The organism is Alteraurantiacibacter aestuarii (assembly GCF_039523595.1).
In the GTDB taxonomy this organism is placed as follows: Bacteria; Pseudomonadota; Alphaproteobacteria; order Sphingomonadales; family Sphingomonadaceae; genus Alteraurantiacibacter; species Alteraurantiacibacter aestuarii.
In genome coordinates, this window is sequence record NZ_BAAAFP010000002.1 from 331,430 (window position 1) to 352,014 (window position 20,585).

At 63.7% G+C, this 20,585-nt stretch carries 24 protein-coding genes and 1 tRNA gene; 11 read left to right on the plus strand and 14 right to left on the minus strand.

What is annotated here, in order from left to right; all coding sequences use genetic code 11:
• Window positions 1–12 precede the first annotated feature (12 nt).
• The 4 genes from ABDZ98_RS05225 to ABDZ98_RS05240 form a co-directional block, all read right to left on the minus strand.
• A complete protein-coding gene (locus ABDZ98_RS05225) occupies window positions 13–774 on the minus strand; it encodes an SDR family NAD(P)-dependent oxidoreductase (protein WP_160589364.1) in 762 nt (253 codons plus the stop codon).
• Window positions 771–2,099 carry an FAD-binding protein gene (locus ABDZ98_RS05230; protein WP_202385891.1) on the minus strand — a complete coding sequence of 443 codons (1,329 nt, stop codon included), beginning with the start codon at window positions 2,097–2,099 and terminating at the stop codon, window positions 771–773. The genes ABDZ98_RS05225 and ABDZ98_RS05230 overlap by 4 nt, the downstream gene beginning before the upstream one ends.
• 164 nt (window positions 2,100–2,263) lie before the next feature.
• Complete coding sequence (locus ABDZ98_RS05235) at window positions 2,264–3,469, minus strand: hypothetical protein (RefSeq protein WP_160589365.1); 1,206 nt, start codon at window positions 3,467–3,469, stop codon at window positions 2,264–2,266.
• A gap of 177 nt (window positions 3,470–3,646) precedes the next feature.
• Window positions 3,647–3,737: transfer RNA gene (locus ABDZ98_RS05240), tRNA-Ser, on the minus strand.
• Between the two features lie 205 nt (window positions 3,738–3,942).
• On the opposite strand from ABDZ98_RS05240, the gene ABDZ98_RS05245 reads away from it, so the two are divergent.
• The 3 genes from ABDZ98_RS05245 (at window position 3,943) to ABDZ98_RS05255 (ending at window position 6,575) form a co-directional block, all read left to right on the plus strand.
• A complete protein-coding gene (locus ABDZ98_RS05245; protein WP_160589366.1) occupies window positions 3,943–4,770 on the plus strand; it encodes a DUF1134 domain-containing protein in 828 nt (275 codons plus the stop codon).
• A gap of 78 nt (window positions 4,771–4,848) precedes the next feature.
• Window positions 4,849–6,027, plus strand: coding sequence for an amino acid aminotransferase (locus ABDZ98_RS05250; protein WP_160589367.1), 1,179 nt, complete (start codon window positions 4,849–4,851; stop codon window positions 6,025–6,027).
• Between the two features lie 2 nt (window positions 6,028–6,029).
• Entirely contained in the window at window positions 6,030–6,575 is a 546-nt protein-coding gene (locus ABDZ98_RS05255) for a GNAT family N-acetyltransferase (protein WP_160589368.1), read from the plus strand.
• Window positions 6,576–6,969: 394 nt separating this feature from the next.
• Here the strand turns inward: ABDZ98_RS05255 and ABDZ98_RS05260 are convergent, their stop codons facing one another.
• The 6 genes from ABDZ98_RS05260 to ABDZ98_RS05285 form a co-directional block, all read right to left on the minus strand.
• Window positions 6,970–7,602: a riboflavin synthase gene (locus tag ABDZ98_RS05260; protein ID WP_160589369.1), complete on the minus strand. Its 633-nt coding sequence runs from the start codon at window positions 7,600–7,602 to the stop codon at window positions 6,970–6,972.
• Window positions 7,602–8,588 (minus strand): bifunctional diaminohydroxyphosphoribosylaminopyrimidine deaminase/5-amino-6-(5-phosphoribosylamino)uracil reductase RibD, encoded by a 987-nt coding sequence (gene ribD, locus ABDZ98_RS05265; protein WP_237437309.1) that lies wholly within the window; start codon window positions 8,586–8,588, stop codon window positions 7,602–7,604. The genes ABDZ98_RS05260 and ribD overlap by 1 nt, the downstream gene beginning before the upstream one ends.
• A gap of 1 nt (window position 8,589) precedes the next feature.
• Window positions 8,590–9,057, minus strand: a complete 468-nt coding sequence (locus tag ABDZ98_RS05270; RefSeq protein WP_160589371.1) for a hypothetical protein — start codon at window positions 9,055–9,057, stop codon at window positions 8,590–8,592.
• A 94-nt stretch (window positions 9,058–9,151) separates the two neighbouring features.
• Entirely contained in the window at window positions 9,152–9,889 is a 738-nt protein-coding gene (locus tag ABDZ98_RS05275) for a YgjP-like metallopeptidase domain-containing protein (protein WP_160589372.1), read from the minus strand.
• A 27-nt stretch (window positions 9,890–9,916) separates the two neighbouring features.
• Entirely contained in the window at window positions 9,917–10,360 is a 444-nt protein-coding gene (locus tag ABDZ98_RS05280) for a YcgN family cysteine cluster protein (RefSeq protein WP_160589373.1), read from the minus strand.
• A complete protein-coding gene (locus ABDZ98_RS05285) occupies window positions 10,348–10,932 on the minus strand; it encodes an SCO family protein (protein WP_237437310.1) in 585 nt (194 codons plus the stop codon). Before ABDZ98_RS05285 ends, ABDZ98_RS05280 begins: the two co-directional genes overlap by 13 nt.
• A 135-nt stretch (window positions 10,933–11,067) precedes the next feature.
• Between ABDZ98_RS05285 and ABDZ98_RS05290 the strand changes: the two genes are divergently transcribed.
• The 5 genes from ABDZ98_RS05290 (at window position 11,068) to ssb (ending at window position 15,207) form a co-directional block, all read left to right on the plus strand.
• Window positions 11,068–11,685 carry an ankyrin repeat domain-containing protein gene (locus ABDZ98_RS05290; protein WP_160589374.1) on the plus strand — a complete coding sequence of 206 codons (618 nt, stop codon included), beginning with the start codon at window positions 11,068–11,070 and terminating at the stop codon, window positions 11,683–11,685.
• Window positions 11,685–12,341, plus strand: a complete 657-nt coding sequence (locus ABDZ98_RS05295; RefSeq protein ID WP_160589375.1) for a COQ9 family protein — start codon at window positions 11,685–11,687, stop codon at window positions 12,339–12,341. Before ABDZ98_RS05290 ends, ABDZ98_RS05295 begins: the two co-directional genes overlap by 1 nt.
• Before the next feature lie 100 nt (window positions 12,342–12,441).
• Window positions 12,442–12,681 (plus strand): FeoA family protein, encoded by a 240-nt coding sequence (locus tag ABDZ98_RS05300; RefSeq protein WP_160589376.1) that lies wholly within the window; start codon window positions 12,442–12,444, stop codon window positions 12,679–12,681.
• Window positions 12,678–14,525, plus strand: coding sequence for a ferrous iron transporter B (gene feoB, locus ABDZ98_RS05305; protein WP_160589377.1), 1,848 nt, complete (start codon window positions 12,678–12,680; stop codon window positions 14,523–14,525). The genes ABDZ98_RS05300 and feoB overlap by 4 nt, the downstream gene beginning before the upstream one ends.
• Window positions 14,526–14,655: 130 nt before the next feature.
• Window positions 14,656–15,207 carry a single-stranded DNA-binding protein gene (gene ssb / locus ABDZ98_RS05310; RefSeq protein WP_160589378.1) on the plus strand — a complete coding sequence of 184 codons (552 nt, stop codon included), beginning with the start codon at window positions 14,656–14,658 and terminating at the stop codon, window positions 15,205–15,207.
• Window positions 15,208–15,224: 17 nt separating this feature from the next.
• Here the strand turns inward: ssb and ABDZ98_RS05315 are convergent, their stop codons facing one another.
• Complete coding sequence (locus ABDZ98_RS05315; protein ID WP_160589379.1) at window positions 15,225–15,797, minus strand: YceD family protein; 573 nt, start codon at window positions 15,795–15,797, stop codon at window positions 15,225–15,227.
• Window positions 15,794–16,312, minus strand: a complete 519-nt coding sequence (locus ABDZ98_RS05320; protein WP_160589380.1) for a ubiquinol-cytochrome C chaperone family protein — start codon at window positions 16,310–16,312, stop codon at window positions 15,794–15,796. The genes ABDZ98_RS05315 and ABDZ98_RS05320 overlap by 4 nt, the downstream gene beginning before the upstream one ends.
• 233 nt (window positions 16,313–16,545) lie before the next feature.
• Between ABDZ98_RS05320 and ABDZ98_RS05325 the strand changes: the two genes are divergently transcribed.
• Window positions 16,546–17,025, plus strand: a complete 480-nt coding sequence (locus tag ABDZ98_RS05325; protein WP_160589381.1) for an outer membrane protein assembly factor BamE — start codon at window positions 16,546–16,548, stop codon at window positions 17,023–17,025.
• Between the two features lie 40 nt (window positions 17,026–17,065).
• Here ABDZ98_RS05325 and ABDZ98_RS05330 read toward each other — a convergent pair whose 3' ends face one another.
• Complete coding sequence (locus tag ABDZ98_RS05330; RefSeq protein ID WP_160589382.1) at window positions 17,066–17,803, minus strand: O-methyltransferase; 738 nt, start codon at window positions 17,801–17,803, stop codon at window positions 17,066–17,068.
• Window positions 17,804–18,000: 197 nt separating this feature from the next.
• On the opposite strand from ABDZ98_RS05330, the gene hslV reads away from it, so the two are divergent.
• The gene (gene hslV, locus ABDZ98_RS05335) at window positions 18,001–18,573 is read left to right on the plus strand and encodes an ATP-dependent protease subunit HslV (RefSeq protein WP_160589383.1); all 573 of its coding nucleotides are present in this window, start codon (window positions 18,001–18,003) and stop codon (window positions 18,571–18,573) included.
• 15 nt (window positions 18,574–18,588) lie between these two features.
• Window positions 18,589–19,899: an ATP-dependent protease ATPase subunit HslU gene (hslU, locus tag ABDZ98_RS05340; RefSeq protein WP_160589384.1), complete on the plus strand. Its 1,311-nt coding sequence runs from the start codon at window positions 18,589–18,591 to the stop codon at window positions 19,897–19,899.
• A 26-nt stretch (window positions 19,900–19,925) separates the two neighbouring features.
• On the opposite strand, the gene ABDZ98_RS05345 is transcribed toward hslU, so the two are convergent.
• Complete coding sequence (locus tag ABDZ98_RS05345; protein WP_160589385.1) at window positions 19,926–20,528, minus strand: cytochrome c; 603 nt, start codon at window positions 20,526–20,528, stop codon at window positions 19,926–19,928.
• Between the last annotated feature and the right edge of the window lie 57 nt (window positions 20,529–20,585).

The window sequence follows — 20,585 nt, forward strand, 5'->3', positions numbered from 1 at the left end:
GGCCGGGGCGGGTCAGAGCTTGGTCTTGTGGAAGATCGGCACGGGCAGGGACCGCACAATCAGCATGATCCAGCGCCAGAAGAAGGGCGCGTAAAGGCTGTTGCGGCGCGCGGTCGCGGCCTTGTCTGCAAGGGTCGCGATCTTGTCCGGCGTGGCCCACATCGGGCCGCCCTTGCCTTCGATATGGTCGGTCATCGGCGTATCGATGAAGCCCGGCTTGACCAGCGTCACGCTGATTTCGGGATTGCCGGCGAAACGGTGAGACATGCCTTGCGCGATGCGTTCAAGTGCCGCCTTGCTGGCACCGTAGAGGTAATTGGACTGACGCCCCCGATCGCCTGCAACCGATCCCATGATCACCAGCCGGCCCGATCCGGCCTGCTCGAAACCGGCGGCAAATCCTTCGGCCCACAGCGCTGCCGAGACAAGGTTGACGTTGAACAGGCGGACCAGTTCCTGCGCCGATGATTGCTGCGCCTTCTGGTCACCCAGAACCCCGTAAGCGATCAGCGCCAGCGAGACCGGACCCTGGCCGCGCACCTGTTCCAGCAATTGCGGCACCTGCGCCGGATCGCCGATTTCGCCCGCCACGATCTGCACATCCACGGCGCCGCGCGCGGTCACATCGGCGGCGATCCGCTCAAGCGCCGGTCTGTCGCGCCCGGCCAGCACCAGAGAGACCGGGCCAGATTGCAGCAGGCGGCGGCAATAGGCGTGGGCCACGGCGGAAGTGGCACCGATGATGGCGACGCGCGGAATGGTCTGTTCGGTCACGAATTGGCCCCTTGTTCTTGCGTTACCCGGCGCCAGAACGAAGACGAGAACGCCGGATCGCGCGCCTCCTCCAGCTCACGCCAGCGTGGATAGGATTGCTGATAGAATGCGGCGGCCATGCGTCCGTCCTTGGCCGGATAGATGCGCCCGCCGTGGCGTGCCACGCACTGGTCAAGCTGGTCCAGCAGGCGCAAGGTGCGCTCTCCCTTATTGGCGAAATCGAGCGCCAGCGAGACGCCTTCGCGGCAGAATGACATGACCCCCGGAGACGTCTCCGGGCCGTGAACCTTGAGCACGGCAAGGAACGATCCCTGCCCCGCCTGCTCGACGATTTCGAGCATTTCGCGAATGCCCTTGCGGGCTTCATCGGGCGGGATCAGGCATTGGTGCTGGTAGAAGCCGGAGGGTCCGTAGAGCTTGTTCCATCCATCGATCGCATCGAGCGGATAGAAGAACGGATCGTAATGCTGGCGACCTGCAAAGCGCGCGCCGGGGCGCATCCGGTACAGCCGGTTGAACGCCGTGATGGAGGCCTTGTTGAGGACGAATGCCGGCATGGTCATCGGCATCGACAGGCCCTTGTCGCCATGCGGTTCCAGCGCTCCATCGTCGAGCACCCGCCCGCGCGAGAATATGCCGCGCCCCACTGCCTTGCCCTTTGCGAAACAATCGACCCACATGACGGTATAGGGCCAGTCGGCACTGTCGTGGCTGAGTGTGAAGAACTCGTCGAGACTGGTGCAGGCCATGTTCTCGACAGTCAGGAAGGCAGAACCAATCGGCTTGAGCTGCAGTTCGACCCATTCGATCAGGCCGGTCAGGCCCAGTCCGCCAATGGTCAGCGCGAACATTTCACCGTTCTGCTCGCGCGAGCAGGTCAGCCGCGTACCATCGGATCGCAGCAGGCCCAGCGCCCGGACATGCGCGCCGAAGCTGCCTGCCTGATGATGGTTCTTGCCATGCACGTCATTGGCCACCGCGCCGCCCAAAGTAACGAACTTGGTGCCCGGTGTCACCGCGACGAAATAGCCCCGCTGCACGCTCACCTTGTGCAACATCGCAAGGCTCAGTCCGGCCTCGGCGCGCACGATGCCGGTGTTCCAGTCTGCGTGGATCAGCGCATCGAGCCGGGGCGTCTGCAGCACCGTGCCGCCCTCGTTCAGGGCCACATCGCCATAGGAGCGGCCAAGGCCGAAGGGGATGACACTGCGCTGCGCGTCCACCACCCGCGCCAGTCCCTCACGCGCGAGCAGTTCGGGAGAAAGGACGTATCTGTCCTGCTGGAAGCGGTGCGCGCGGCCCCAGCTCAGAAGCTCGCCAGTCACACCGGTCTCAGGGTTGTGGCAGTCATCGAATCTCGCACTTTCCTGTCATCAAGAACTGGCCTGTCATCAAGAACCGCTCTGTCATCAAGACCTGACCCATCATCGGGCATTGCGCTGCGCAGCTTGAGCACAATTACCAGCTCCTGTCAGTAACCGGGCCAATGTCAGTTACCGGCATCCTGTGCAGATTCGATGTAAATCCACGAATTCCGGTTGCAGTGGACGCGAAAGCCATACCCGCCCTCTGGCGGCGGAGCTTCGGTGCATTGCGCGCTGTCGAGCTGGTAATTGCCGATGGCCAGAGTCCAGTCGCCGCTGAGCCTGTCGATCACCACCGGATCGCCTGTTCCGTCAAATGCCAGGATCTCCGCCATGCTCGTGCAATCCTGGCAATCCGCCATTCGTGCTGCGCCGCCGAGCAGGCCGAGGGCAAAAACACCCGGCGCAATCCAGCGCAATGCCTGTGCCCAGCGCGTTCCGGGCCGGATCGTCAGATAGACGATGGCGCACACCACGGTCGAAAAATAATAGCGCGGCTCAAGCGGAAAGTCGTGATGGCGCACGCTGGCAAAGGACAGGACATTGATGCCCACCAGACAGACTGCGAAGGCCGACAAGACCGGATCGCGGCGGTGCAATGCGGCCCAGAAAAAGCCGCCGATGGACACAACCAGTGACGCCATCCAGATGAGCTTGTTCGGGGACAGGGGCAGCGATCCGCCGCTGAAATCCACCACCGGATCGGCAGCAGTGAACAGCCCCGCGACATTGAGCGCCAGATTGGTCACGATCTGCGCAATGTCTCCGCGATCGTTCAGCGGATCGCGCAGCACGATCGCCAGAACCAGCACGATGGCAAAGGCGACATAGGGTGCGGCCTTGCGCGGCTGTTGCCAGATATAGAGCGCAAAGATCGGCACCGCGCAGATCGTCAGCGGAGAAAACGCCGCCAGGAACGCCACCACAATCAGTTCGGTGATGGTGGCGGATCGCCGCTCGATACACAGTATGGCGCCAAGCACGATCAGGGCGACCACGGCGGTCCATTGCGAGAAAGCGATGAGCGTCAGATAGGTGCGGTCGAGCAGGAAGACATAGGCCGCCACTAGCAGCGCCGCATGGGGATTGCCGCAAAGCCGCCTGAGATAGGCCAGCAGAAGAATGAACAGCGCGACCGAAAAGGCAGGGTATAGCAGCGCCTGCACCGGCAGCGGGAAGATCCCTGCCGCCTCGCTGAAAAGCTCTATGCTCGCCGGAATATAGCCGACGTAATAATGCAGCACCGGCAAATCGGTATAGTTCACGCGGTGCAGGAAGACCGAGGCATCCTCGAACAGCAGCGGACCTTGAAATGCCGAGAAAAGCGCCATGACCAGGCAGCTGCAAACGACCAGGGCGGGTCCATATCGTTCGGCAGTCGACAACGCTTTGTGCATGACGGTCAAACGATATTCCCCCCGAAACTCGCGCGTGGGGACCTGCCCCGGCTGCCCGCCGTCTGCGGCAGCTAGCCCGCTGCTGCCCTGGCAATCGCAATTGCAGGGCTATGGCGGAGACGGAGGGATTCGAACCCTCGATACCCGGTATGGGTATGGTTCCTTAGCAGGGAACTGGTTTCAGCCACTCACCCACGTCTCCAGATCGCAGCGGCGATGCGGGCGCGCTATAACCGGGGGTTCTGCGGGCCGCAAGCATAGCCTGCACTTGGCTGCAATTTGGCTGCTTGCCGGGGAATTGATTCGGTTCATCGCAAAAGAGACTCGGGTCGGCGCGCGTTCATTGCCGCTTCACCCGCAAAGGATTCTCTTGGCACATTGAAAAGGTCCGCTTGCCACAGAGGGGGATGACCATGTTGATCCGAATTGCTGAAAATTGCCGAACCGGCGCGCTGGGGATAGCGCTTGCCGTGCTGGCAGGTCTTGCCGCTGCGCCGGTTGCCGCGCAATCCATCGAAACCGTCGATCCCGATATGGCAATCGATGCCGATCTTGTGCAGCCGTCTGCAGGGCCCGCATATGATACGCAAGCCCCGGCGGCGCGTTACAGCCAGACCACCCCAAGCCCGGCCACCCCGATCTCTGACCGCTATGCCGATGCCACGCTGGACCTTCCGCCCGAAACCTATCCCGCCCCTGCGCAAGGTGCCTCGCCCGTCAACGCCGCGCAGGCCGTGCAGCAACAGCCATCCAGCACCTATGGCAGCGATGATCTGATCGGTGCCGCAGAGGGCCTGTTTGGCCGCGGTGCCGAAGGGCTGGCGCGCCTGATCCAGGATCTGCTGGACGAACAGGGTGAGCCCAATGGCTATATCGTCGGCCGCGAGGGCGGCGGCGCATTTGTGCTGGGCGTGCGTTACGGTTCGGGCACATTGTTCCACGCGATAGAAGGCAACCGCCCGGTTTACTGGACCGGCCCGTCGATCGGCTTCGATGCCGGGGCCAATGCCGGCAACACTTTCGTGCTGGTGTATAATCTCGACAATTCGGAGGAGCTTTACGAGCGCTTCCCGTCTGGCGAGGGGCAGGCCTATCTGGTGGGCGGTTTCACTGCCAGCTACCTGCGCAAGGGCAATATCGTGCTGATCCCGATCCGCGTGGGTGCGGGTCTGCGGCTGGGCGTGAATGCCGGCTACATGCGCTTTTCGCACAAGCAGCGCTGGTTGCCTTTCTGACGCTGGCGTAAAAATGCCGGACAAAGCGTGATTTCCACCTTGCGATAGAGTTGCTGCGGCGGCATTGACCGCGCCATCATGCTGGACAGACTCGAACAACAACCGCCCGACGCGCTGCTTGCGCTGATCAAACTCTATGAAGCGGACACCCGCGCCGACAAGATTGACCTTGGCGTGGGCGTCTATCGCACCGCCGATGGCGGCACGCCGGTATTCGGCTGCATCAAGGCGGCAGAGGCAAAGCTGGTGGCAGAGCAGCCCACCAAAGCCTACCTTGGGCCAGAGGGCGACATGGGCTTTGTCCATGCGCTGATGCCGCATATCTTTGGCGGCGATGATCCTGCGCAGGGTGGCCGCATCGAAGGCATGCAGACGCCGGGCGGCACGGGCGCGGTTCGCCTCGCCATTTCGCTGGCCAAGCGCGCGGGCGTCGAGAACATTTTGATGGGCACGCCGAGCTGGCCCAACCATGCGCAGATATTTGCCGATATCGGCGTCAATCTGGTCGCCTTCGATCATGCCGCGGCGGATGGCAGTGCCAACATGTTTGAACTGCGCAATGTCCTGCGCGGTGCGAGCAAGGGCGATGCGGTGCTGCTGCACGGCTGCTGCCACAATCCCACCGGGATCGACTACACCAACGATCAGTGGGACGAGATTGCCGAAATTCTGGCCGAAACCGGCGTGCTGCCGATCATCGATCTTGCCTATCAGGGCCTTGGCCTTGGCATGGAAGAGGATGCCTATGGCATGCGCAAGGTGCTTTCCGCCGTGCCGGAGGCGCTGGTGGCATACAGCTGTGACAAGAACTTCGGCCTCTATCGTGACCGTGTGGGCGCGCTTTACGCCTATACCGGCAGCGCGGAAGAGACCACGCGCGTGATGTCCAACGGCCATGCGCTGGCCCGCGCCAACTGGTCCATGCCGCCCGATCACGGCGCGGCTGCGGTGCGCATCGTGCTGACCGATGCGGGCATGACCGCGCAATGGGTGGCCGAACTGGATTCCATGCGTGCGCGCATCCTGCAGGTGCGCCAGAAGCTGGCCGCTTCCAGCAATGCCGGCGCGGTGAACCTGGCCCCGCTGGGCACGCAGCAGGGCATGTTCGCCATGCTGCCGCTGAACAAGGAGCAGATCCAGGCACTGCGCGACGATCACGGCGTGTACATGGCCGGTTCCGGCCGCATCAACGTGGCGGGCCTGACGATGGACAACATCGACAAGTTCGTGAGCGCGCTGGCGGCAGTGAGTACCTGACATTGGATCGCCAGCCGATCCTCATCGGGGAGCGGCTGGAAATGCGGCCGCTGCGCGAAGACGACTGGGATGCGCTGTTCGCCATCGCCAGTGACGCTGAGCTGTGGGCGCTGCACCCGATGCACGATCGCTGGCAGGAGCCGGTCTTCCGCGCCTTTTTTGCCGATGCGCTGGCCCAAGGCGGCGCGCTTGTGGGCATTGAGCGTGAGACGGGCGCGGTCGTTTCTTCGTCCCGCTTTCAGGGATACCTGCCCGCCAATGGCGGTGAGGTAGAGATCGGCTGGACCTTTCTCGCGCGCAACAGGTGGGGCAGCGGTCTGAACACCGAAATGAAGCGGCTGATGCTGGCCCATGCGCTTGGCTTTGTGGAGCGCGTTGTCTTTCGGGTTGGAGACACCAATCTGCGATCACGCCGGGCGGTGGAGAAGATCGGCGGACGGCTGACCGATGAGGTCGAAGTGATCGAACATGAAGGCCGGCAGCTCGTCCATGTGATCTACGAGATTCGCCGCGCGGACTTCGCCAGCGGACCGCTCTCCCAAGGCTGATCCGGCCCTGATCCTGTCCTGCCGGGGTTTACACAAGTTACACCTGTTGGAGATGGCGTGACCCTGCGCAATCCCGCCGTGGAAGCGGGTTTGCGGGGGTTTTCGGCGCGAAAACAGCTGTAGGAAAAAATAAAATCCTTGTTCGCGTCGCTTTGCGAAAATTTCCTACAGCAGGCGCGGAGTGGCGCGTGGGATGTGGGGGTGCAGACAGTGGGAAAGAGCCGCTCCGGGGCTAGGCCGGGATGGAGCGTGTAGGAAAGGGCGAAGGTCTGCGGCAGGGTCGTCAGCCTCGTCGTCATCCTGAACTCGTTTCAGGATCCATTTCTCAACCTTGAACAGCGGACAGAGAGGCCGGATGGATGCTGAAACGAGTTCAGCATGACGAAAGGGGGAATTACCCCCGCAGGCTGGCCATCCTTTGCAAATAGCGCGCGACCGTATCGATCTCCAGGTTCACTTCGCCGCCCTGGCGCAGTTCGCCCAGCGTGGTGACTTCGGCGGTGTGGGGGATGATGTTGAGGCCGAAATGGACCGATCCGTCGGGGCGGTCGTTGACCGAATTGACGGTGAGCGACACGCCATCGACGGTGATCGATCCCTTGGCGGCGATGAACGGCGCAAGATCGCCCGGCGCGGCGATGGTGGCGCGCATGGAATCGCCTTCGGGCCGCCAGTCATGCACTCTGCCCACGCCGTCGACATGGCCGGTGACGATGTGGCCGCCCATCTCGTCTCCCAGCCGCAGCGATGGTTCCAGATTGATATTGCGACCTTCGGTCCACATGCCCCTGGCGGTGCGGGATACTGTTTCTGCCGACACATCCACCGCAAACCACGCCTTGTTCTCATGGGCTGCACCCTTCTCGCCGCCGCGTTTCACCACGGTCAGGCACACGCCCGAACAGGCGATGGAGGCACCAATGGCGATTTTTGCAGGGTCGAGCGGGCAGGTGATCTGCACGCGCATATCGCCGCGCTGCTCAATGCTCTGGATCGTGCCGATGGCGGTAACGATGCCGGTGAACATCAAGAATCCCCTGTGGTGGCTGGTTGGTAGGTGAACAGCATATCGCTGCCTAAACGCCGCTGGTCAACGCGCACAAATCCGGCGGGCGGCGCGCCATCCACTGCGGGACCAAGCGCGCCATAGGCGGGAATGCCCGCGCCCAGCGTCACCGGCGCGCGGTAGATAATCAGCTGGTCGACCAGACCGGCGGCAAGGAAGGCCTGCGCCGTGGCCGCGCCGCCTTCGACATAGAGAAATTGCATGGCGTGCAGGTCATGCACCGCCTGCGGGGAGGGCAACTGCTCCCATCCGGCGGGCGCAGGCCCTCGTGTGAGCACCATGCGGCGCGGGCTGCGCGCCTCAAGCCCCGGCAGGCGCACGTCGAGGCGCGGGGCATCGTTTCGCAGCGTCGCGCCGCCCACCAGTATTGCCTCTGCCAGAGCGCGCTGGCGGTGCACATGCGCGCGCGCCACCGCGCCTGTCAGCATCACCGGCTCCCCCGAAAGCGGGCCGATGAAGCCATCGCGCGATACCGCCAGCTTCAGCGTGATATGCGGTCGGCCCCTGGTCTGGCGGGTGAGGAACCCGGCGAGACTTGTCCGGCTGGGTGCGTGATCGGCCAGTTCCACCGCGATCCCGGCGCCGCGCAGGCGGGCAATGCCCTGGCCATTGGTGCGCGAATCGGGATCGCCGCAGCCGATGACCACCTTCGCCAGCCCCGATGCCGCCAGCAGATCGGCACAGGCCGGGCCACGCGCGGAGAGATGGGCGCACGGCTCCAGCGTCACATGCATGGTGCCGCCGTGTGCGGCGCTACCCGCCTGCTGCAAGGCGATGGCCTCTGCATGGGGGCGGCCACCTGCGCCGGTCCAGCCGCGAGCGATAACGCGGCCCCGATTGACGATGATTGCCGCCACGCAGGGGTTGGGAGTGCTGAGCGGACGCGCCCTTATCGCCAGGCTGGCGGCGGCATCCAGCCAGCGCGGATCATCGTCAGTCGGCGGCAAGTCAGCCTGCCGCCCGCGCGCAATATTCTTCCACCGACAGGCCAACATCGGAATCGCTGGGGCGCGGCCCGGCGGCGGCTTCCTCGGCGGCGCGCTCGGCTGCTATTTCAGCTTCCATCGCGTCCACATCGATAAAGGTGGCGCGGCCCAGGGCGCGATACATGTCGCGGCCAATCTCGGCGCGCTGGTCCAGCTTGGCCTGCAGCTCATCCTTCAGCTGCTGGTTGGCACAGTTGGAAGCGATGATCTCCGCTTCGGAGCGGCCATCTTCCCAGGTGCTGATGAAGATCACATCGGGGCGACGCGGTTCGATCCGCTGGCTGTCAGGAATGAACAGCATGAACATGGCGAACGTCCCGGCAATCGCCACGCCCAGGATCGGCCAGCGATGCGGGGTCGGCTGGCGCCACTGTTCGGCAAGGTCGACCACCGCCCGTTTGGGAGAGATTCGGCGCAGGAATTGTTTCATGCGCGGCAAGATAGGATGCAGATGGCGATTGCGCCAGTGTTGCTGATGCTCCGGCTATTGCTCCGGCCAATGCCGCCGCTGATGTTTCGGGCGCTCAGCCGAAGGCGGCGTAAAGGCTGCGGCCTTCGTGCTTCAGCCAGCGGTCGGCATGGGCAAGGTCGCCATCGTACAGATCGCCCAGCAAGGCGTGGAACGATGGCGAATGGTCGAAATGGGTCAGGTGAGCCACCTCATGCGCCACCACCGACCGGCGCACATGGTCGGGCGCCATGATCAGCCGCCAGTTGATGCGGATGCAGCGGCCGTCATCCTTCTGGCCCGAACAGCTGCCCCAGCGCCGCTGCGCGCGCGACAGGCGCAGTTGCGGCAGGTCCCGGTGGCCGCCGCGCCCGCAATAGAACGCCAGGTCATCGGCCAGATGGCGCAGCGCTTCGGCCTCCATCCAGCGGCGGATGCGCGGCTGCAACGTGTCCTGCGGCCCGCCCAGCACCAGGCTGGCTTCGGCCAGCTGCGGCCTGCGCGGCTCCTTCTCGCGCCAGTCGATCAGCAGGTGCGTACCGCGGAAGGGCAGGGTCACGCCCGGAGCAATCTCTATTCTCTGTGGCAGGCGGGCCAGCTGCGCCTCGATCCAGTCGGTGCGGGCGCGGGCGAACACCAGGGCGTCTCGCGTTCGGCCCCAGCGCGGCAGAGTGATGCGCAATTCGCTGCCATCAGGCGCAATCCGCATGGTCAGCCTTGTGGCGCGCGCATGACGGCGAATGGCGATGGGCAATGTGCGGTCGGCCAGCGCGACGCTGGGATTGCGGTGATCCTCGCGCAGCCAGTCGATCACGCCCGCGTCCCCATCAATTCCGGCCTCTCATTTGCGGCCCCAGTCGGTCAGGTGATGTTCCAGCGGACCGGCATCGACCTCGCTGATCACGCGGCCAGCCACGCTGGCGCCAGCTTCCACCATCGCCTCATGGCTGCCGGTCAGCAGGTAATGCCAGTGCGGCAGCGGCTTGCCCCGTGCGCGCAATATATAGGCGCAGGTCTTGGGCAGCCACGGCACTTTCTTGACCAGCGCCGGGGTCAGCCGCAGGCAATCGGGCACAAAGGCCTTGCGGTGACGATAATCGCTGCAGCGCGCGGTATTGGTGTCCAGCAGCTTGCAGGCGACATTGGTCTCGGCAATTTCGCCGGTGTCCTCGTCCTCCAGCTTGTGCAGGCAGCAGCGCCCGCAGCCATCGCACAAGGCCTCCCACTCGGCGCGGTTGAGCGTGTCCAGGTCCAGCTCCCAGAAGCGGTCCCTCAGCTCACCCATTTGCCCAGTTCCGCGGCGACTTCCTCTGCCGAGCTTTCAACCGGCAGCAGGGCAATCGGCTGCCCCTCGCGCCCCATCAGATAGCCTGCGCGGCTGTGATCCATCAGATAGCCGACGTTCTCGTCATCCGGCCCGCGCTGGTAATAGACGGAGAAATTGCGCGCCGCCTCTTCAATGGCTTCGGGCGTGCCGGTCAGACCGATCAGATTGTCCCCGAAATTGGCGACATATTCACCCACTTTTTCCGGCGTATCGCGTTCGGGATCGATGGTGATGAAGATCGGCTGCACCTGCGCGGCCAGATCCGGATGGGCCTGCGACCACTGGCGATAGCCCAGCATCATGCGGTTGAGATCGAACGGGCACACGTCCGGGCACCATGCATAGCCGAAATAGACCATCCGGTACTTGCCGTCGAAATCGCTCCACCGCACGGTTTTGCCCGCAGTGTCCACCAGTTCGAACGGACCGCCGATGGCGGCGCCTTCCAGCGGCGGGGGCGGGGCGGGCTGCTGACTGCACGCGGCCAGCGGCGCGAGCAGGGCAAAAGCCACCGCAAGCTTGATCGGCAAAGTGACAGGGCGCGCTAATATGGGCATGGGCATGACAATTGGGTTCATGCTCTGCTAACGCAACCCCAGCAAGGACGAATCCGGCACATTATGCGGGATGTCCGCAGGAATCTTGATTGAGGAGAACGGGTGACCATGGTCGCTCTTCGAAAAATTGTCGTCATGCTGTCTGTAATGGGCAGCCTGGGCCTTTCCGTTCCTGCCGCGGCGCAGCTCTATTCCGATGGATATGAGTTCCTCCAGGCGGTTGAGGAGAAGGACAGCACCAAGGTGACCGAACTGCTCGACGTGCCCGGTTCCACCGTGGTCAATGCGCGCGATGTCTCGACCGGTCGCTCCGCCCTGCATATCGTAGTGGCGCGCCGCGACGTGACCTGGATCAACTTCCTCTACCAGCAGGGCGCGAACGTGAATATTCGCGACAACAACGGCGTCACCCCGCTGATGCTGGCGGTGCAGCTGGGCCATCTGGAAGGCGTGCAGGCGCTGGTGGCCAATGGTGCACGGGTGGACGTGACCAACAACTCGGGCGAGACGCCGCTGATGACTGCCGTGCATTCGCGCAATACCGAACTGATGCGCATTCTGCTGCAGGCCGGTGCCGATCCTGACCGGTATGACAATTCGGGCCGCTCGGCGCGCGATTATGCGCGGCTGCGGGGCGAGAATGACATCACCAACGATACGCTCAACCGTTATGCCCGCCCGCCTGCAGAGCGTGAGACGACCGGCACATCATACGGGCCGCGCTGATGACGATCGCCGCTGACGCCACGCTCGATGAAATCCGTCTGGGGCTGGCCCCGCAGGTGGCAAAGGGCGCCGTGTTCGATGGCTGGGGCGATGAAGCCCTGCTTGCCGCCGCGTCAATGGCCGGGGTCGATCCGGCGGTTGCCCGGCTGGCCTTTCCCGGTGGACCGATGGACATGATCGCCGCCTGGGTGGAAAGCGTGGACGCCGCGATGATGGCCACATTTGGCGGCGGCGCGCTCGACACGATGAAGATCCGTGAGCGTATTCGCACGCTGGTATGGTTCCGGCTGGAGCAGGTGAAGGGCCTTGAAGAGGCGCTGAGCCGCGCTCTGGCGATCCAGGCCATGCCGCAAAATGCCCTGCGCACCATGCGCATGGGCTGGTCCAGCGCAGACAAGATGTGGCGGCTGGCGGGCGATACCTCCACCGATTATAATCACTATACCAAACGCGTGATCCTGGCCTCGATCTATGCCGCGACGCTGGCGATCTACGTCAATGACGAGAGCGAGGACAAGGCCGACAGCCGCGCGTTCCTGGACCGCCGGATCGACGGGGTGATGAAGTTCGAAAAAGCCAAGGCAAAAGCCTTTGGCGACCGCGAGCACTTCGATGTGGCGCGCTTCCTTGGACGGCTGCGGTATCCATCCAGCTGATTTGCGCATGCCCATCCGCGCGTGCTTGTCTGTTTCGCTTCAGACTATATTGAGAACCAGTTGCAATTAGCGCGACTCTCTGGCACCGCGCCGGACCATTATGACACTCGATTCACTGCCGCCGCTTGTCCGCGCGGAAATCGTCCATGTGGACTGGGATGCGCTCGCCCCGGAAGAGGGCAAGCGCCTGCGCGCGCTTGGCATTGATCAGGGTGCCCGCGTGGCCATTTCGCATCGCGGGATTTTTGCAGGGCGTGATCCGATCGCGCTGATGATCGGGCGCATGACGGTGGCCCTGCGCCGCGTTCATGCCAAGGCGATGACGGTGCGCGAGATATGAGTACGCTGCGCACGGCCGCGCTGGTCGGCAACCCCAATTCTGGCAAGAGCGCGCTGTTCAACGCGCTGACCGGTGCACGCCAGAAGATCGCCAATTATCCCGGCGTGACGGTGGAGCGAAAGGCGGGCCGACTGGTCCTGCCTTCTGGCGAGGTGGTCGAACTGATCGACCTGCCCGGCTCCTATTCGCTCGATCCGTCCAGCCCGGACGAGGAAGTTACCCGCAGCGTGGTCGAAGGCAATTTTGCCGGCGAGGCCGTGCCCGATGTGCTGGTGGTGGTGATCGATGCGGCCAATCTGGAACAGCATCTGGTGTTCGCGCAGGAGCTGATCGGGCTGGGGCGTCCCACCGTGATCGCCCTCAACATGATCGACCTGGCCGAACGCGACGGGCTGGTGATCGATCCGGCGGCGCTGTCCGATGCGCTGGGCGTGCCGGTGGTGCCCACAGTGGCGGTCCGCAAGCGCGGGCTGGGGGTGCTGCTGGATCAGCTGGAGACGGCCGGTTCGCAGGACATGTCCGCGCGCCATCAGGTGGCCCGGCTGACCATGCCGGAACGGCGCCTCGCCGCGCGCAACATCGCCAAGGGTGCCATCGTTTCGGAAAGTTCGGTGCACCAGCTCCACGCCAAGCTGGACAAGGTGCTGCTGCATCCGTGGCTGGGCCCGGTGATCCTGTTTGGCCTGCTGTTCGTGATCTTCCAGGCGGTGTTCGCCTGGGCCACGCCCTTTGCCGATGCGCTGGACGCAGGCATTTCCGCGCTGATCGATCTGGCGCGGGCCATTCTGCCAGAGGGCATCATCCGCGATCTGGTGACAGAGGGTATCCTCACCGGCGTGGGATCGGTGGTGGTGTTCCTGCCGCAGATCGTGATCCTGTTCGCCTTCATCCTGGCGATGGAGCAATCGGGATATATGGCGCGCGCCGCCTTCATCATGGACCGGCTGATGGCCTATGTCGGCCTGTCCGGGCGCAGTTTCATTCCGCTTCTGTCCAGCTTTGCCTGCGCCATTCCGGGCATCATGGCCACACGCTCCATCTCCGATCCAAAGGACCGGCTGACCACCATCCTGATCGCCCCGATGATGACCTGTTCGGCGCGCCTGCCGGTCTATGCGGTGATCATCGCCGCGTTCATTCCCGCCACCAGCGTTGGCCCTGGCATTGGCTTGCAGGGGCTGGTGATGTTCGCGCTCTATATCGCCGGAATCGTGGGCGCGATGGTGGTGGCGCTGGTGCTGCGGCGCACCGCCACAAAGGGCGCTGCATCGGGTTTCATCATGGAAATGCCGCGTTACCAGTGGCCGCCCTTGCGCGATCTGGCGATTGGCCTGTGGCAGCGCGCCTGGGTGTTCCTGCGCCGCGCCGGCACGATCATCTTCATGGCCACCATCGTGCTGTGGCTGCTGCTGAGTTTCCCCAAGGCCGAGATTGGCGAGAGCCAGGTCGATGCCTCTTTCGCGGGCAAGATCGCCGATGGCCTGCACGTTGTGATGGAGCCGATCGGCTTCAATCGCGAGATCAGCCTGGCGCTGATCCCGGCGATGGCCGCGCGCGAGGTGGCCGTGTCTGCCCTGGCAACGACCTATGCCGTGAATGCCGAGGATGACGATGCCGCCGCCGAAGGCCTGATCCCGCAATTGCGCGCCGAATGGACCTTGCCCACCGCGCTGGCCTTCCTGGCGTGGTTCGTGTTCGCGCCGCAGTGCCTCTCCACCATCGCGGTTGCCCGGCGGGAAACGAACGGGTGGAAATGGCCCGCCTTCATGTTGGCCTACCTGTTCGGACTGGCCTACATCTTTGCCGGACTCACCTATTGGAGCGCGGTCGCGCTGGGCCTCTAGGGCGGTATTTCAAAGGCTGGCGCGCGCGTAATATTCTGCTGCTTGTGGAAAAAGCGCAGCCGCCAGTGGTAGCGAACTGCCGGTCCATTCGATAAGTCCTCTGCAAACGCGCAAAGAGGAAAGAGATTCGATGGCCGGTTCACTCAACAAGGTAATGCTGATCGGCAATCTGGGTGCAGACCCCGAAATCCGCAGCTTTCAGAACGGCGGCAAGGTGTGCAACCTGCGCATCGCCACGTCCGAGACGTGGAAGGACAAGGAAGGCCAGCGCCAGGAACGCACCGAATGGCACACCGTGGCGATCTTCTCCGAAGGGCTGGTGCGCGTGTGTGAGAATTACCTGCGCAAGGGTTCCAAGGTTTACGTCGAAGGCCAGTTGCAGACCCGCAAGTGGCAGGACCAGAACGGCCAGGATCGCTACAGCACGGAGATCGTTCTGCGCGGCTTCAACGGCACGCTGACCATGCTCGATGGTGCTGGCGGTAGTCAGGGCGGCGGCGGCGGTGGTGGCGGCAGCCAGGGTGGCGGCGGCTACGGCGGCGGATCGTCAGGCGGTGCTGGCGGCGGCGGATCGAACTGGAACCAGGGTGGCGGCAGTTCTGGCGGTGCGGGCGGTAGCTCGGGCGGTTCGGGTGGCGGCTCCAGCTTCGGTGACGATCTGGACGACGATATCCCGTTCTGACGAACTGCGCCTGTGCGCTAATCCTTCTTCAGTTTCGCCAGCGCCTGCTGCAACGGGCCGTCTGGCTGCGGGGCTGACAGGCCCACTTGCGTGCGCACCTGATCGGCATTGGGGCCGGTCAGGTAGGGGTCGATGGCCAGCGCCAGGCTTTGCGCCACGGCCTCTCCCAGATCAAAGCTGTTCCCGGCAAAGGGAATCTCGTCCAGCTCCTCCTCTTCCAGCTCGATCTCTTCGGCCTCTATCGCGCGTTCGGGCACGAATCGCAGGGTAATATCCTCGCGAATGGCGACGGCCAGATCATCGCCGGAAATGGCGCAGCTTTGCACGACATCGGCCTCCAGCCTGCCCGCAGCCACCACCGCCTCGCCATCGGGCGTAAGCTGCAATTCGGCCGTCAGGGAGTGGATCGCGGGGATGGCAAAGCGCCGGGCCAGATCCTCTCGCTGCTGCGCATCGGCCACCAGCCGGACGGGTTTTTCCTTCAGCTGGCGGCGGTCGATCATGTGCGAAAATTCGGGCGCGGGCGTGCGATCGGGGGCGCGGTCAGGGGCGCGATCGGGGGCGCGGTCAGGGGTAGGGCCAGCGCTCATCGGGCGATCCTTCCGGCCAGTACGTCGTCATCGCTGCGATCCGCCAGATCGTCATGCAGGGCGCGCAGCCGCGTTGCTAGGCCTTGCGGATCGGGCGTCTCGCTCCAGGTGACATTGCGCTCCAGCACGGTGGCAAGCTGTTCCATGTCGCCCTCCTTCATCACCTTGCGCAAAGCCCCCAGTCTGCCGCCCAGTGCGCTCATCAAGCGGCCCATGTGCTTGCCGACCACCACATCGCCAATGCCGCTTTCGCGCAGCTGGCCGTCCATGTCCTCCACGAACAATTCGGTCAGCAATGCCGCCTTGGGGCCCAGCGAGCGGCTCTTTTCCATCCGCAGCATGACCAGGGTGAGCACGTTCACCACCATGTCGAACCGGCCCTCCACACTGTCCGCCACGCCGCTGCGGGCATAATATTCGGGCAGGCGGCTGATTTCGACCACGCGGAACCACAGGGGGCGCAAGCCGTCGCGCGGGTCGGACTGAGTGCCGAAAAGGCGGGAGAGAAAGGACATGGTGTGTTCGGGACCTGATCGTTAAGCGCCGGTTCAATGGGCGGGGGTTCAATGGCAAAGGTTCAGGAGGCTGTGGTCAAGCGCATTGCACGCTGGCGCGCCAGACCGTAAGGCATGGCAAATCATGCTGGGCAAGTGACTTTGGCCGACTGATATTGGCTGACTGATATAGGTATGCCGCGCGGCCCCGCAATGATCGTGCGTGCCACAGGCGAGTGAAGGGTTTGGTAAAGATGCATTTCAAGACTGGGCATTCCAGTTTGCGGGTCGCTGCGGCAATCGGCGCTTTTGCGCTGGTCGCTGGCTGCTCCTCGATCCAGAATACGCGCGGCTATCTGGTCGATGAAGTGCTTGTTGCCGCAGTGCAGCCCGGCCTGGACAATCAGGAATCGGTGCGCGGCACGCTGGGACGGCCCACGCTGACCAGCCAGTTTGGCGACCCGGTTTGGTATTATATCTCCAGCCGCACGAATCAGAGGCCTTTCACCACCCCCCGGATCGCCACCCATTCGGTGCTCGCGGTCCGCTTTGACGAGGCTGGCAATGTCATCTCGGCAGATCGCACCGGGATGGACAAGGTCGTCCTGCTCGATCCCGATAGCGGCAAGACACCCACGCTGGGCCGCCATCGCAGCCTGCTGGAAGATCTGTTCGGCAATATCGGCACGGTTGGCGCGCCCGGTGTTGGCGGCGGCGGCGGCGGCCCTGGCTGATCGGGGCCACGCGGCGATGACGATCAGCCCGGTCGGCTGATCACCCCACTCTGGAACGCAGTTTACGCAAGGCCCGCAGCAATTTGGACTGCAGGCCCAGCCGTTCATGCACGTGCAGCGTCCGCTCTGTGCCGCCGGTCTTGGTGGCCCAGGCCCATTGCTCGTTCACCACTTCGAACTTCCCGTAATCGGGATGCTGCATCACCAGCAGGTGGAAGATGCTCTTCACATGCGGCTCCAGCCGCTCGTCATCTGCCAGGTCGCGGTGGTTGATGCCATCGGTCGCCATATCGGCGGCGCCATAGGCGTAGTTGTAATCGTCGAACAGCACGGTGCCGCCAGGGTTCAGCAACTTGTCCGCCATGAAGAAGGCCGCGCCATCGATGGTCCAGTTCTTGGGTCCATCGATGAAGCACAGGTCATAGCCGGGACGGCACACGCCATTGGCGGTGCTGGCCTCGATCTTCTTTTTCAGGAACCAGGTGTAGCTGCTCTTTTCGCGGTGGATGGTGGCGTATTTCTCCAGCCCGCATTTCTTCAGCAGATCTTCGGGCGAAGGATCGCGGGGCACATCGATCAGGTCCACCCCGTCAATATGGCCTGCGCCGATCTCGTCCAGAGCGGCGGCCATGTAGCACAGGCTCACTCCGTGGGCGACGCCCAGCTCAAGGCAGTTCTTCGGCTGGTGGCGAAGCACGAAATCATAAAGCTCACGGCCGCGTTCCGGGCTGGTGAAGGGAATGCCCTTGATCAATTCCGCGACGGTTTCGAACTTCATTGCGATTCATGCTCCTGATTTTGCAGGCACCTTTACATGCCAAATGGTTCAACAAAAGGGGGAAAGCCGCGCAATTGACGGTACTTGCGCGCCGCCATTGGTCGCCACTGATCGCCATTGACCACCAGTGGCCGTCAAAGCGGGCCATTCCCCGCCATTCCTTGAAGCCCACGCCATCTGGCCCCATATGCGCAGGCATGGACGATAGCAGGAATAGCCACGGCATGATCCAGTGGCATGGCACCACCATCATCGGCGTGAAACGCGGCGACACCACCGTGATCGCCGGCGACGGGCAGGTTTCGATGGGCAATACGGTGATGAAGCCCAACGCGCGCAAGGTGCGCCGGATTGGCGAAGGGCAGAAAGTCATCGCCGGTTTTGCCGGTGCCACCGCCGACGCCTTCACCCTGTTCGAACGGCTGGAACGCAAGCTGGAACAGCACAGCGGGCAATTGCTGCGCGCCGCAGTGGAACTGGCCAAGGACTGGCGGACCGACAAGTATCTGCGCAATCTGGAAGCGCTGATGATCGTTGCCGATAAAGAGGTGATGCTGGTGCTGACGGGCAATGGTGATGTGCTGGAGCCCGAAGCCAGCAGCGATACGATGATCGCCGCGATCGGCTCTGGCGGCAATTACGCGCTCGCCGCCGCCCGCGCACTGGCAGATTACGAGGACGATCCCGAAAAGATCGCCCGCCGCGCCATGGCTGTTGCCGCTGACGTATGCGTCTTCACCAATGACCGCGTGACGCTTGAAACCATCTGATTTCACGGAAAACCCATGACTGACCACCTTACTCCCAAGGCCATCGTGGCCGCGCTGGATGAGCACATCATCGGCCAGAAGGACGCCAAGCGCGCCGTGGCCGTGGCGCTGCGCAACCGCTGGCGGCGCCAGCGCCTGTCGCCCGAATTGCGCGACGAGGTAACCCCCAAGAACATCCTGATGATCGGCCCCACCGGCTGCGGCAAGACAGAGATCAGCCGCCGTCTGGCCCGGCTGGCCGAGGCGCCCTTCGTGAAGGTCGAAGCCACCAAGTTCACCGAGGTCGGCTATGTCGGCCGCGATGTGGAGCAGATCGCCCGCGATCTGGTGGAAGAGGCCATCCGGCTGGAAAAGGACCGCCGCCGCGAGGCCGTGCGCGAAGCCGCCAGCAAGGCGGCGATGGACCGGCTGCTGGCTGCCCTTGTCGGTGACAGCGCCAGCGAGGCGACGCGCGAGAGCTTCCGCCAGCGCATCGTCGAAAATGCCATGAACGATACCGAGGTCGAGATCGAGGTTGCCGAACAGTCGGGCATGCAGATGGACTTCCCCGGTATGGGCCCAGGCATGGGCGGGGCGACGATGATCAACCTGTCGGAAATGATGGGCAAGGCCTTTGGCGGCCCGCCCAAGAAGAAGCAGAAATTGAAGGTGCCCGATGCGTGGGACCGGCTGGTGGATGAAGAAGCCGAAAAGCGCATGGATCAGGACGACGTTGCCCGCGTGGCTCTGGCCAATGCGGAGACCAATGGCATCGTGTTTCTGGACGAGATCGACAAGATCGCCGTCAGCGATGTGCGCGGCGGATCGGTTTCGCGTGAGGGCGTTCAGCGCGATCTGCTGCCGCTGATCGAAGGCACCACCGTAGCCACCAAGTACGGCCCGATGAAAACCGACCACGTGCTGTTCATCGCCAGCGGCGCGTTCCACGTGGCCAAGCCGTCCGACATGCTGCCCGAATTGCAGGGCCGCCTGCCCATCCGGGTGGAATTGCGCAGCCTGACCGAAGAGGATTTCGTCCGCATATTGAGCGAGACCAAGGCCAATCTGGTGAGCCAGTACAAGGCGCTGCTGGGCACCGAGGAACTGACCGTCGAGATGACGCAGGACGCGGTGACCGAAGTCGCCCGGCTGGCCGCGCAGGTCAACGAAGGAGTTGAGAATATCGGCGCCCGCCGCCTGCAGACGATGATGGAAAAACTGTTCGAGGAACTCAGCTTCGAAGCCGAGGACCGCAAGGGCGAAAGCGTCACCATCGACGGCGCCTATGTGCGCGACAAGCTGTCAGAACTGGCCGGCAATACCGACCTCAGCAAGTATATCCTGTAGGCTGGGGCGGGCGGTTGGGGCCGGGCCTATTCACCCGCTGTGTCGCTGCCCTCATTGCGGAATTTTTCGACCAGTTCGCGCTGTTCGGGATACCAGTATTGCAGGTGGCAATCCTCGCACACTGAATCGAGCTGATCGATCAGCGGGCCGGCAGTTGCGGCATCGCGGCTGCGCGCGGCCTGGGCAATCTGGCCGACATGCAGTTCCAGCGCGCTGGCAAGGGCGCGGAACTGGTCCGGATTGGCATCCACGAAGCCCTGCACCTGCTGCGCGCTGTGACCGTAGGGAATGTCCTGATCGCTGATGGCCACGCCCGGTGCGGCCACCACGATGGGGTCCATCTGCGCCAGCGTGCGCGCGCCAGCCTCCACTCCTGATGCCAGATCGGCCAGCTGGGTCCACTGCGCATCATCCATCAGCGAACCGTCCAGTCCGCCTTCAGTGCCGATCGCCATGTTGGAGACATCCCACAGGGCATCGGCATTGGCGTCGATCTGGTTCAGCATCACCTCATGCATGGTCACCGGTGCAGCCGCCTCCTGGCTTTCCTCCGGCGCGGGGGAGGAGCAGGCTGACAGTGCGGTGAGGCTGATCAGGGCGGTGGCGGCGGCGATAGCGATATGTTTCATGAACGAAAATTACGCCTCGCCACGGTGAGTCGCCACCAGAAAATTGTCGCAGGATTG